Source organism: Giesbergeria giesbergeri, from assembly GCF_054779375.1.
This window is the reverse complement of sequence record NZ_BAAGYJ010000001.1, coordinates 51,847-64,976: the sequence shown is the minus strand read 5'-3', so window position 1 is coordinate 64,976 and position 13,130 is coordinate 51,847. Positions and strand designations below refer to the sequence as shown.

At 58.7% G+C, this 13,130-nt stretch carries 7 protein-coding genes and 2 tRNA genes; 4 read left to right on the top strand and 5 right to left on the bottom strand.

All coding sequences use genetic code 11. The annotated features are described in order from the left end of the window. Positions 1-86: 86 nt before the first annotated feature. Positions 87-2,756 (top strand): DUF349 domain-containing protein, encoded by a 2,670-nt coding sequence (locus tag ACYVB2_RS00290; RefSeq protein ID WP_382431654.1) that lies wholly within the window; start codon positions 87-89, stop codon positions 2,754-2,756. A 119-nt stretch (positions 2,757-2,875) separates the two neighbouring features. Here the strand turns inward: ACYVB2_RS00290 and ACYVB2_RS00285 are convergent. Together ACYVB2_RS00285 and ACYVB2_RS00280 are read right to left on the bottom strand one after the other, a co-directional pair. Next, positions 2,876-2,960: transfer RNA gene (locus tag ACYVB2_RS00285), tRNA-Leu, on the bottom strand. A gap of 104 nt (positions 2,961-3,064) precedes the next feature. Next, positions 3,065-3,149: transfer RNA gene (locus ACYVB2_RS00280), tRNA-Leu, on the bottom strand. Positions 3,150-3,183: 34 nt separating this feature from the next. Here ACYVB2_RS00280 and rnr point away from each other — a divergent pair. Then, positions 3,184-5,427 (top strand): ribonuclease R, encoded by a 2,244-nt coding sequence (gene rnr, locus ACYVB2_RS00275; protein ID WP_382431656.1) that lies wholly within the window; start codon positions 3,184-3,186, stop codon positions 5,425-5,427. Positions 5,428-5,460: 33 nt separating this feature from the next. Here rnr and ACYVB2_RS00270 read toward each other — a convergent pair whose 3' ends face one another. The 3 genes from ACYVB2_RS00270 to ACYVB2_RS00260 form a co-directional block, all read right to left on the bottom strand. Next, positions 5,461-6,975, bottom strand: coding sequence for an NAD(P)H-hydrate dehydratase (locus tag ACYVB2_RS00270; protein ID WP_382431658.1), 1,515 nt, complete (start codon positions 6,973-6,975; stop codon positions 5,461-5,463). A gap of 12 nt (positions 6,976-6,987) precedes the next feature. After that, positions 6,988-9,678: a bifunctional acetate--CoA ligase family protein/GNAT family N-acetyltransferase gene (locus tag ACYVB2_RS00265; RefSeq protein ID WP_382431660.1), complete on the bottom strand. Its 2,691-nt coding sequence runs from the start codon at positions 9,676-9,678 to the stop codon at positions 6,988-6,990. 135 nt (positions 9,679-9,813) lie between these two features. Beyond that, positions 9,814-11,184 carry an amidase gene (locus tag ACYVB2_RS00260; protein ID WP_382431662.1) on the bottom strand — a complete coding sequence of 457 codons (1,371 nt, stop codon included), beginning with the start codon at positions 11,182-11,184 and terminating at the stop codon, positions 9,814-9,816. A 165-nt stretch (positions 11,185-11,349) separates the two neighbouring features. Between ACYVB2_RS00260 and rpsB the strand changes: the two genes are divergently transcribed. Both rpsB and tsf read left to right on the top strand, forming a co-directional pair. Beyond that, the gene (gene rpsB / locus ACYVB2_RS00255) at positions 11,350-12,105 is read left to right on the top strand and encodes a 30S ribosomal protein S2 (RefSeq protein WP_382431664.1); all 756 of its coding nucleotides are present in this window, start codon (positions 11,350-11,352) and stop codon (positions 12,103-12,105) included. A gap of 97 nt (positions 12,106-12,202) precedes the next feature. After that, a complete protein-coding gene (gene tsf / locus ACYVB2_RS00250) occupies positions 12,203-13,102 on the top strand; it encodes a translation elongation factor Ts (protein WP_382431666.1) in 900 nt (299 codons plus the stop codon). Positions 13,103-13,130: the final 28 nt, after the last annotated feature.

Below are 13,130 nucleotides of genomic sequence, written 5' to 3'. Positions count from 1 at the left end.
CAGTTTGTCCGCTATTGCTGCCCGAGATACGTCTCGGGTGGTCGTTTCTTCCACAATCCATGCTTTCTTTTCTTTCACGCAATAAAATGTCCGACGCTCCCGAAAACCATCCGGCCCCTGCCAAGACCCCTGAAGCGCATCCCTTGGATGGTCTCACTGGTGGGGCTTTTTCGGCGGCAACGTCGGGCGAGCGTGCTGCGCGTATCCGCGAGTGGCTCTCTACCCAGCCCACCCCCGAACAATTGCAAGAAGTGTTCAAAGAGCTGAGCGGCCGTGACAAGGGCGCGGCGCGCGCCGTGCGCGAACGCATTGATGAGTTGCGCCGGGCTAAGAACCAAGAAGCCATCGCTGCCGAATGGGCTGACAAGGCCAACGCGTTGTTGGCTGCGGTCAAACTCAATATTGCCGATGCCTTGGCTTGGCAGCGGGATGCGGCCAAGGCCGGTGCTCCACTGTCGCGCGAGCCACTGTCGCTGCTGAAAGTGCAACTGGCTGAGCGTATCAAGGTGATTGAGGATTTGCAGCACCGTGTGCAGGTGCAGCGTGAGGCCGCTGTGCTGTTAGCCCAGCGCATCGAGGTGCTGTCTACCAAATCTTGGCGTGATGCACAGGCTGCACTGGAGGTGTTGCGTGCCGATGTGCAACATTGGCAGGATCAGGCGCAGGCCTTGGCCGGAGACCCAAACTGGGTCAGTGTTGAGGCGCGTTTTCCAGCCCTGTTGGATGCCTCTCGTGGCCAGTTGCTGGTCGTGTGGGATGCCTTCCAGCCCGCTTTGGCCCAGGCCGTAGCAGCAGCAGAAGATGCCGCCGCTCCCCTGCCACCTGTGCCCGTTTGGGCCGATGAATTGCGTGTTGCGCGTGGCCTGCCCACTGAGGCCGTTGCCGAGCGTCCGGCCCGTGTCGCTAAACCCAAGGTTGCTCCCGAAGTGGTCGCCAAGGCGGTGCAGTCGGTTCGCGATGCCCTGGCCAAGTTGGAGCAAGAAACTGCAGAAGGACATGGCAAAGCCAGCGCAGGTGCTGCGGCTGCCTTGCGTGCGGTACTGAAAGACCACGGCAAACACATTGATGCTGCCTTGGAGCAGCAGGTGCATAGCGCATTGGTGGCTGCGGGTGAACTCGAAGGCTGGCAGCGGTGGAGTGCTGATCAGGTGCGTGAAGAGTTGGTGACTAAGGCCGAAGCCTTACTCCAGCGTCCCGACGGTCAGTCTTTGGGTGGCCGAAAGATTCAGGAAAGTCTGCGCCAATTGCGCGAGCAATGGAAAAAAACGGACCAAGGCGGTGCCCCCAACCACGCACTGTGGAAGAAATTTGACGAGGCCTGCAATGCAGCGCACAAGGTCGTGGAGGCGTGGTTAGACAAGATTCGGGCTGAAGCAGCAGAACATAAAGCCCAACGGTTGGCGTTGATTGAGGAACTCAAAGCTTGGGCTGCCAGCCCTGCCGCCTCTTCCGACTGGAAAGCAGTCAATCGCGCGCTGTACCAGTTTGCCGACCGCTGGCGTGCCAGTGGTCATGTGGGTGAAAAGCTCTTTGCCGAGCTGCAACCGCTTTGGAAGCAGGCAATCACGGCAGCCGCGGCACCACTGGAGGCCGCACAAAAGGCCAGCATTCTGCGCCGTCAGGCCATGATTGAAGAAGCCACGGTGTTGGGCGCTGCCCCAACATTGCGCATTGATGCCATCCGTGCCTTGCAACAACGTTGGCAAGCCGAAGCCCAAGGCGTGCCCTTGGACCGTAAGCAGGAGCAAAAGCTGTGGGATACCTTCCGTAAACCCATTGACGATGCTTTCCAGCGCAAGACGGCAGATCGTGAAAAGCAGGCTACCGAATTGAGCGCCCGTGACCGTGCCGTCGTAGATGCTGCCAAAGCGTTGGAAGCGGCCAATGCCAGTGGCGATGCACAGCAAATTCGCCAAGCCATGACTGCATTGGAGGCAGCATTGCGTGGTCAGGCCCAAGCCCGTGCAGATGCTGCGGCACAGGCCAGCGACCAAGGGACAGCCGCACCAGCAGCAGAGACAGCAGCTACCCCAGACGCTACGGCGGCCGATGTGCAGGCCGTGCCAGAAGAGGCTGCCACGGCTGCCCCCAAGGCGGCCAGCCGTCCGGTGGTGGCTGTCCGTGGTGATGACCGCCCCGGTATGAAAAAAGACGCCCCCGCTGCCGCCCCTGTGGGCCGTAATGGCAAACCAGGTGGTGATCGCCGCGATGCCCGTCCAGGCCGTGATGGAGTTCGTCCAGATGCGCGTGGGGGTCGTTTTGCTGATCGGGCTCCCGCCTTCGAAGACCGTGGCCCCCGTTTGGGTGATGCGGCCTTCCGCGCCCAGCGTGAAGCCATGGAGCATGCCCAACAGGCACTGAAGAAGTTGGCTGCCCAAGCACATGGCGAAGCCTTGACCCAGCTGCTTACCGCTTGGGAAAAGCGTGATCCGGCTCTGTTGCCCTCTGCCCAAGAACTGGGTGGGCGGGTGGCACCCGCTGTGCGCACGGCATGGACACAGGCTTTGGGTAAGGCTGCTACAGGGGATGCTGCCCAATCTTTGCTGCGCCTAGAAATGGCTGCTGAAGTGCCGACTCCGGCAGAGCAGTTGTCGGCACGGCGTATGTTGCAATTGCAATTGCTCACGCGCCGCAACGATCCAGCACCCACTGAAACCTGGGGCCGTGATGTAGCCACAGTGTTGGCCAGTGCCAGCGAGGCCACCAGCGCCCGCCGTTTGCAGAACGTGCTCAAGGCACTGCTGCGCAAGGCCTAAGCCGATAGTTGCCTTGTGAGATAGAGGCCCACGGGTGCATGCGCCTGTGGGCTTTTTTGGGGCGTGGTGGAGGCGTTAAAAACAAAAAAGCCGTTGCGCAATGCAACGGCTTTTGAATTTGGTGCCCAGGAGAGGACTCGAACCTCCACGGAGTTACCCGCTAGTACCTGAAACTAGTGCGTCTACCAATTCCGCCACCTGGGCTTTCAGGAAAGAATGGGATTGTAAAACAATACCCAGAACTTTTTAAATTTTCTTAAAACTTCCAAGTCGAAAACAAGGCATAAAATGCTGCATGTCGTTAGACTTGGTGCCCAGGAGAGGACTCGAACCTCCACGGAGTTACCCGCTAGTACCTGAAACTAGTGCGTCTACCAATTCCGCCACCTGGGCATTTCAGGAAAGAACCAGATTGTATACCAAAAAAATGAAATTTAACACCAAGGCAGCACCTTCTTCGGACGAAATTGAGGGCAGCGTGCAGGGCCATCGGGATGGGCACGGTTTTTTGTTGCGCGACGATGGTCAGCCGGATGTTTTCTTACCACCCAATGAAATGCGGGCCGTACTGCACCAAGATCGGGTGCGTGTGCGCGTGGTGCGTCAGGATCGGCGTGGACGCCCCGAAGGCCGGGTGGTCGAAATCATCGAGCGTCCTGCACGTCCTCTGATAGGTCGTTTGTTGCAAGAGAGCGGTGTTTGGTTGGTAGCCCCTGAAGATAAGCGTTATGGTCAAGATGTGTTGATTCCGGCCAATGCGTTGGGGCAGGCACAGCCCGGTCAAGTGGTTGTGGTGGAGCTGACTGAGCCGCCTGCGCTGTTTGGTCAGCCGGTGGGGCGGATCACTGAAGTGTTGGGCGAGGTCGATGACCCCGGCATGGAGATTGAAATTGCCGTGCGCAAATACGATGTGCCGCACATTTTTTCTGAGGCTTGCTTGGCACAAGCGGCTGCCTTGCCCGATAAAGTGCGCGCTACCGACAAACGCCAGCGCATTGACCTCACCGATATCCCCCTGGTGACCATCGATGGCGAAGATGCACGCGATTTTGATGACGCCGTGTATTGTGAGCCCGCCAAAGTGGGGCGCAGTAAGGGGTGGCGCTTGTTGGTGGCTATTGCCGATGTGAGCCATTATGTGCAAACCGGCAGTGCCATTGATATTGACGCCTACGACCGCGCCACCAGCGTCTATTTTCCGCGCCGCGTCATTCCGATGTTGCCTGAAAAACTGTCTAACGGCTTGTGCTCACTCAATCCAGATGTGGAGCGTCTGTGCATGGTCTGCGATATGCTGGTCACGACCAAGGGCGAAGTCCATGCCTACCAGTTCTATCCGGCGGTGATGTTCAGCCATGCGCGCTTCACTTATACCGAGGTGGCCGCTATTTTGGCTAACACCCGTGGCCCTGAGGCGGCCAAGCGTGCGGAGCGTGTGCGCGATTTACTCAATTTGCATGATGTGTATCGGGCTCTATTGCAAGCACGCCAAGCGCGCGGTGCGGTAGATTTTGAAACCACCGAGACACAGATTGTTTGCGATGAGAATGGCCGTATTGAAAAGATCGTGCCGCGTACGCGCAACGATGCCCATCGCCTGATCGAAGAGGCCATGTTGGCCGCCAATGTGTGCAGTGCCGACTTTATTGCCCAAGGCAAACAACATGGCCTATACCGCGTTCATGAGGGCCCTACGCCTGAAAAACAAGACATTCTGCGCAGTTACCTGAAGGCGATGGCCGTGGGGATGTCTATCAGTGAGAATCCCCAGCCGTCTGAATTCCAAGCGATTGCTGAGGCCACCAAAGACCGCCCCGATGCACAGCAAATTCATACCATGCTGTTGCGTTCGATGCAGCAAGCCATTTACACACCCATCAATAGCGGACATTTTGGCTTGGCCTTTGATGCCTACACGCACTTTACCAGTCCGATTCGGCGTTACCCCGATTTGCTGGTGCATCGGGTGATCAAAGCGATTTTGAGCCATACCAAGTATCAATTGCCAGCACTGCCCACTCCTGGCGATGCCCATGCCAAGTTGACCAAACGGCTGGCCAAACGTGTGGCCCCACCGTTGGCTCCCGGAGAAAAGCCACGTAAGAAAGAAACAGGCGCAGCATTGGCCGAAACCCAGTCTTGGGAGGCTGCGGGCTTGCATTGCAGCGCCAATGAGCGCCGTGCCGACGAGGCCAGTCGCGATGTGCAAGCTTGGCTCAAGTGCAAATACATGCGCGAGCATCTGGGTGAGGAATACAGCGGTTTGGTCAGTGCGGTGACCAGCTTTGGCATTTTTGTCACGTTAGACAGCATGTATGTCGAAGGGCTGGTACACATTACTGAACTGGGCGGCGAATACTTCAAGTTTGATGAAGCCCGCCAAGAGTTGCGCGGTGAGCGCAGTGGCATCCGTTATGCCATCGGTACACGGGTGCAGGTGCAAGTGGGCCGGGTAGATTTGGATGCGCGGCGCATTGATTTCAGGTTGCTCCATGAAGATGAGGGGCTGCCTGCACGGCCGACGAAAGATTGGAGCAAAGACCGTCCTAAAGACAACCCAGCACGCAGCAAGGCCCAACCTGCAGGGCGCACCGATGCGGCAGGCGTGGTGGGGGCAAAGAAGGGCCACGCCAAGGCGCGGCGGGCGAAAAGTGGTGGTAGGCGTTCCTAAAAGGCTGGGCTAGACCCAGTGTGCCACCCAGGTTCAAGCCAGTGGCAATAGTCGGCAAGCCAGTGCGTTGGCGGTCAGTGGTAGGTTTGGTGGCCAGAGGTCTGCCGCCTCGCCGTGTGCAAAAACTGCACCGCAGGCTGCTGCATCTGGATTGAGACCCAAGGCCAGACAAGCGCCCACCATGCCGGCCAGCACATCGCCGGTGCCTGCACTGGCCAGTCGGGCATTGCCTGTAGGATTGAGTCGTGGGGGTTGATTTGGTGTGGCAATGATGGTGCCAGTGCCTTTGAGCACAGTGATACACCCAAAACGTTGTGCGAGTTGTTGGGCTGCCTGTAAACGCTGTGCTTGCACCCAGCCCACCTCCGTGCCAAGCAGCCGTGCTGCCTCTAGTGGATGCGGCGTGAGCACCGTGTGGTGTTGACGATGCGCACGCGCTTGCAGGGCTTCTTGCAGCAAGGGATCAACAGCGATTGCATTAAGCGCATCGGCATCAAGCACCAGCTGCGCCGAGTGGGTCAGTATTTGGTGCAGAACTGCATGGATGGCTTGGCCGCCGCCGCAGCCACAGACCACGGTCAACTGCTCAAGGTTCAGAGCTTGGATATGGCGCAGCATCAGTTCGGGTTGCACGGTGTCTATGCTGGGGCTGGCGTCATCGCACAGGCACAGCAAGACGCGTCCAGCACCGCTGTGCAGTGCTGCTCGGGCGGCGAGCAAGGCCGCACCACCCATGCCCATGCCGCGCTGGCCCAAGCCCTCCCCACCGATGACAGCCACATCACCATAGTTTCCCTTGTGACTGGCATGCAGGCGTGTGGCTGGTGCTGGGCGAGCATTGAGCCAGGCGGTGGGTTGCTGTGGGAGCTGAGGGCAGCCCAAATCATCAAACCAGACGGTGCCTGCGGCATCGCGCCCTGCCCCTGTGAATAACCCTGGCTTGAGCGTGAGCAAACTCAGGGTATGGCGAGGGTTGGCATTCAGGGTGCCAGGCGCTGGGGCCAGTCCTGTAGCAAACTGACCCGTGTCAGCCAGCAAGCCGCTAGGCACATCGACAGCCAGCACTGGCGCAGTGCAGGAGCGTATCTGGGCCAAGGTACTCAGCAGTGGATGATGGGCCGACAAAGGGCGTTGTCCGCTGGCGGACAGCCCCACCCCCAACAGGGCATCAATGCACAGATCTTGCGGCCCCAAGGCCGGAGGCTGGTTAGAGAAGCACACACCGGCCTGCTGGGCACGTTGCCAAGAGCGGAGCGCGTCTGCTGGGAGTCGCTCACGTTCGCCCAACCAAGTGACGACTACAGGCAGGTTGTGTTGGTGCAGGTGCATCGCTGCCTCAAAGCCATCACCACCGTTGTTACCGGGGCCACAGACTATCCAAAAGGTGCGTGCATGGGGTGCCAACGCTCTGGCTAACTGCGCTAGCGCCAGCCCCGCCCGTTGCATCAGGGTGTGCGGTGGCAACAGGGCTGCTGCGGCAGTCTCCAGTTGCCTTGTGCTCGCACTGTCCAGTAAGGCATGTGCTGGCCCAGGTGTGATGCGGTACATGGCAAAAGACTTTTAGAGCTTGTGGGTGACGAGCTTGAAGTCGGGGTCTTCTTCGTAAGACTTGATGGCGAATCCTAGGCTACGCATCAATTTGAGCATGGGGCTGTTGTTGGCTAATACCAAGCCTTCAATGTCGTTCAGACCCTTCTCGCGTGCTACGTCCATGATGCTGTGCATCAGGCGTGAGCCCAACCCCTTGCCATTGAAGTCATCGGCCACCACCAAAGCGAATTCGCAACTGGTGCGATCGGGGTTGGTGACGTAGCGCGATACACCCACCATGCGTTCGGTTTCATGGATCTCTCCATCTTCGGTAGCCGTGCGCTGTTTGTGGATGGCTACAAGCGCCATCTCACGGTCGTAATCGATCAGCGTGAAGCGTGCCAGCATCGAAGGTGGCAATTCCGCCATAGAGGAAACAAACCGGTAATAGCGGCTTTGCGGCGACAAGCTCTGCACCAGCGTTTGCAGCATTTGCGCATCGCCTGGATGGATCGGTCGAATAGTGTATTCACCGCCACCGCGCAGCGGCCAGATTTGCTCGTGGCGGGCTGGGTAGGGCAGGATAGCCAGATGGCTGTATTGCAGGTTGCCGCTGGTGTTGGATTGGGGTGCATGGTCAATTGCAATGCGCGCATCTACGGCCACAGCACTGTGTTCATCCACGATGATGGGATTGATGTCCATCTCGCGCAATTGGGGCAGTTCGCAGGCCATTTCAGAGACGCGCAGCAGAATTTGCTCGAGCGCCTCCAGATTGGCGGGGCCAGTACCGCGCCAAGCCCCCAAGGTTTCGGCCACACGCGAACGCTCGATCAGACGGTGTGACAAAAATTGATTCAATGGGGGCAATTCCATTGCTTTGTCGTTGATCAGTTCAATCATGGTGCCACCAGCACCGAAAGAGATCACCGGGCCAAAGGGGTCGTCGCAGACCAGACCAATGCAAATTTCGCGGCCCCGGTGTGTTCGGGCCATCTTTTGCACCGTAACGCCATTGATGCGCGCTTGGGGTTGTGCCTGGGCCACACGTTGCACCATGTCGGTAAAGGTGTCACGGGCGCTGGTGCCGTTCATGATGTTGAGGGCCACGCCCCCCACGTCGGATTTGTGTGTGATATCGGGCGAATCAATTTTGAGTGCCACCGGGAAGCCCAGCTGCGTGGCAATCATCATGGCCTCGTGGGCGCTGCGGGCCAAAATGGTCTTGGTGACTGGGATGTGAAAGGCCGCCAACAGCGTTTTCGATTCCATTTCAGTCAGTACCTTGCGCCGCTCGGCCAAGGCGCTTTCAATCACCAGCCGGGCACCCTCGATGTCGGGTTTGGCCAAGGTGGACAGCGGTGAAGGCGTTTGTTGCAGCAGTTGCTGGTTTTGGTAAAACGAAGCAATGTTGCCAAAGGCTCCAACGGCAGCTTCAGGTGTCCGAAAGCTCGGAATAACCGCATCTTTGAGTATGCTGCGTCCTGGGCCCACAGAGGCATCGCCCATCCAGCAAGTCAGCAAGGGCTTGGCCATGTGGGCTTTGGCGTTAGCCAATGCTTGGGCAATAGCTTCGGCATCGGCGCCAGGGCGTGGAGAAAAAATAGCCAGCACGCCGTCAATCTGGCGCTCTTTGTTGGCTGCCTCAATGGCGGCTTGGTAGTGTTCGGGGCCAGCACATTCAGACAGATCGATCAGGTCGGTGAGTGAGGCCCGGCTGGACAGCTGTGGTCGTAGTGCGCTGATGGATTCTGGCGAGAGCTTGCCCAGTTCTAGGCCAATTTCGTTCACCCAGTCGGCTGCCAGCACACCGGGGCCACCGCCATTGGCCACAATAGCCAGCCGTTTGCCCACTGGGCGGTAGCGCGAAGCCAGGCATTTGGTGGCAGAGAACAATTCGACAAATGAGCGCACGCGCACGGCACCAGCCCGCCGCAGAGCGGCATCAAATACATCGTTGCTGCCAACAATGGCGCCGCTGTGGGTTTGTGCTGCCTCGTTGCCTGCGGCCTTGCGCCCCCCCTTGAGCACCACCACCGGTTTGGCATTGGCCGCCGAGCGCAGGGCGCTCATGAACCGGCGTGCGTTGCTGATGCCTTCCATGTAAACCACGATGCTTTGCGTGAGGCGGTCGTGTGCCAGGAAGTCGAGCACTTGGGCAATGTCGATGCTGGTATTGGGGCCGAGCGACACCACGGAGGAAAAACCCACGCCATTGTTGCGTGCCCAGTCCAAAATGGAGGAAGTGAGCGCACCAGACTGGCATACCAGTGCCAGTGATCCTGTGTGCGCCAGTGCGCCTGCTGCGCTGGCATTGAGGTGCAGGGGCGGGCGTTGCAAGCCTAGGCAGTTGGGGCCCAGCAGATGAATGCCTTCACGCTCTGAAATATGCTTGAGCCGGGCAGCCTCTTCTGCACTGGTGCTGCTGGAGATGACCAGTGCCGAGCGGCACTTCATTCGTCCGGCCAGCTCTAGGGCATTGCCCACCTCGTCTGGGGGCAGGGCAATGATGGCCAAATCTGCCTTGGTTTGTGCCAGATCAGCCAGCGTGCCGGTGGACTGTATGCTGATGAACTGAAGCGAGCCGCTGTACTGTTGCGCCTTGAGCGATTCACACAACATCCGTGCTTGCGCCGTTTGGGTGTCTGGGGCATCTGGCTGGCCCGCAAAAACGACAATCGATTGAGGGGAAAAGAGCGGGGTAAGGTAGTGGTTGTCCATGTTTTCTTACTCGAAGGGCCATCAAAATGCCGACCCCGACCAAGTCGGGCGCACAGAAGATGCAGCCAAAACTACATCACAGACACTGTAGCCAGTCTTGGGCTGTATCTGGAGAAAAAATTAAGCCGTAGCGGGCTACTGCCGAGCCAGAGCTTCCTCAACACGCAGCCCAATATGCAGCACCGTATCGTCATGGAGTGCGGTGTGCCAGAGCATCAAGCCCACAGGCCATTCACCTTGCTGGTGGCAGGGCAGTGACAACGCACAGCCATCCAGCAAATTAACTACGCTGGTATTGCGCAGCAGCAGCGCATTGGTGCGGAAGAATTCGGCATCGCGCTCGGCATCTTGGGCAGCATCTTGGTGTCTGGCAGGCGCCACGGAGGCTATGCTGGGGGCCACAATCGGTACGGTGGGAGACAGCAAAGCATCGACATTGGCCAACTGACGTTGCATCCGTTCCATCCAGTGTTGGCGCGTGCGTAGCAGATCCAAATAATCAGCCGCCAACATGCTGGCCCCCCGCTCAATGCGGCTGCGCACGCGTGGGTCGTATTGCGGGCCATATTGGCTGAGCAGTTGGCGGTGCCAAGCGTAGCTTTCTGCCGCTGTCAGACCACCGCCTGTTTGCAAAGCCAGTACATCGGTGGTCTCTGGCAAGGCCATTTCGGTGATGTGGGCGCCTGCACGGCGTAGGGTCTGTAGTGTGCGGGCAAAGACATGGGCCACATGGCTGTCCAGAGACTCCAAAAAAAGTGCCCCCGGCACCGCCAGCCGCCAACCCGATAAGGGGACTGGATTGTGCCGGACGCGCCGTGCAGCCAATACCTCATGGGCCAGCACTGCGTCACGCACGGAGCGTGTCAGTGCGCCTACTGTATCTAAGGTGGGGGACAGTGGCACCATGCCAGCGGTGGGCACCAGCCTGGCCGTACTCTTGAAGCCAACAAGACCGTTGAGTGCTGCTGGAATGCGCAATGAGCCACCTGTGTCAGAACCCAAGCCAATAAATGCAGCCCCAGTGGCTACCGAGATAGCGGCCCCTGAGGAGGAACCTCCTGGCACAAGTGCTGGGCCGGGCAAGGCACCAAAGCGTCCATCCCAGGCGGCAGGGGTGCCAAAGTGCGGATTGGTGCCCACACCCGAGAAAGCAAATTCCACCATGTTGCTCCGCCCGATGAGCACAGCGCCTGCTGTGCGCAGCCGGGTTACGGCAGGCGCATCTTGTCGAGCCACTGGCGCATGGGCGAGCGCCACAGAACCTGCCGGAGTGGGCTGGCCTTCAATGTCAAACAGGTCTTTCACCGAGACTGCCAGCCCCGCCAGTGGCAACCGTGCCACCGCAGGCTGTGCAGCATGGTGGCGCGCCTCCTCAAACATCGTGCGGGTAAAGGCATGTGCACAGGCTGAAGACTGGGCGCTGGCAATGCTGCGCTCCATCTCGGCGCTGGCGCTGCTTTGGCCACGCTGCACCAGTTGCCGTGTGGTGTCAAGGTCGTTCATCATGGATATGCTAGAATATTAGGGTTTTGCCGACTGTCAGAGGCCGTTTCCTTGGGCACTACAGTCTAGTGGCAAGACTAATCCCAAACCAGCCCATTCAAGGTGTTGTCGTCCGTATTGGGCACAAATGTCGGGCTGGGTTTTAGACCCAACCTTTGGAAAAATACCATGTCCGTTACCATGCGCGAAATGCTGGAAGCCGGTGTCCACTTTGGTCACCAAACCCGCTTCTGGAACCCCAAGATGGCCCCGTTCATCTTCGGCCATCGCAACAAGATTCACATCATCAACTTGGAAAAGTCTCTGCCTTTGTTGCAGGACGCCGCCAAGTTTGCCAAGCAACTGTCGGCCAATGGCGGCACCATCCTCATGGTGGGTACCAAGCGCCAAGCCCGCGACACCATCGCTGCTGAAGCCGCCCGTGCTGGCGTGCCTTTCGTCAACCAGCGTTGGTTAGGCGGTATGCTGACCAACTTCAAGACGGTCAAGACTTCGATCAAGCGCCTCAAGGACATGAAGGCCCAGCAAGAAGCTGGTCTGGAAGCCATGAGCAAGAAAGAGCAGCTGATGTTTGCTCGCGAGATCGAAAAGCTGGAAAAGGACATTGGCGGCATTCAAGACATGACCGCTTTGCCCGATGCCATCTTCGTCATCGACGTGGGCTTCCACAAGATTGCTATCGCTGAAGCCAAGAAGCTGGGCATCCCACTGATTGGTGTGGTCGATACCAACCACTCGCCCGATGGCATTGGCTACGTTATCCCCGGCAACGACGACTCGGCCAAGGCCGTGGATCTGTACGCCCGCGTGATTGCTGACGCCATCATCGAAGGCCGTGCCAATGCCGTGGAAGATGTAGCCCGTGCCGTGGCTGCACCTGAAGGTACCGACGAGTTTGTGGAAGTGCAAGACGCTGCCGCCTAATCGGCCAGCCTCACTGCGCGGATCGCGGTAAAAAGCGGGGCTGATGTAGCCCCCTTTTTTTATCTTGAATCGATTGAACTGAATACGGAGAAAACAAATGGCTGCAATTACCGCAAGCATGGTCGCTGAACTGCGCGCTAAGACCGATGCCCCGATGATGGAATGCAAAAAGGCACTGACCGAAGCCGATGGCGACATGGCCAAGGCCGAAGAGTTGCTGCGTGTCAAGCTGGGCACCAAGGCAGGCAAGGCTGCTTCGCGCATCACCGCTGAAGGCGTGGTGGCTGTGCACATTGAAGGCAATGTGGGTGGTCTGATCGAAGTCAACAGCGAAACCGACTTCGTTAGCAAGAACGATAGCTTCATCGCTATGGCCAATGCTGCTGCCAAGCTGGTGGCACAAAACAATCCTGCCGATGTAGCAGCACTGGGCGCTCTGGCCTACGAGCAAGACAGCTTTGGCCCCACCTTGGAAGACGTGCGCAAGGGTCTGATCGGCAAGATCGGTGAGAACATGTCTTTCCGCCGCTTCAAGACCTTCTCGGGCGGTAGCCAATTGGCTTCCTACCTGCACGGCTCGCGCATTGGCGTAGTGGTCGAGTATGAAGGTGATGCTACGGCTGCCAAGGACGTGGCTATGCATGTGGCCGCCATGAAGCCCGTGGCCTTGACCAGCGCCGAAGTGCCTGCCGACCTGATCGAAAAAGAGCGCAGCGTGGCAACTGCCAAGGCTGCCGAATCGGGCAAGCCCGCCGACATCGTTGCCAAGATGGTCGAAGGCTCTGTAGCCAAGTACCTCAAGGAAGTCTCACTGGCTGACCAAGTGTTCGTCAAGGCTGCCGATGGCAAGCAAACCGTGGCTCAGATGCTCAAGGCCGCCAACACCACCATCAAGGGCTTTACCCTGTACGTAGTGGGCGAAGGCATTGAGAAGAAGGTTGACGACTTTGCTGCTGAAGTGGCTGCCCAAGTGGCCGCTGCCAAGGCTGCTGCCTGATTGTTGACTGGCCCCACCCATTTCCCCT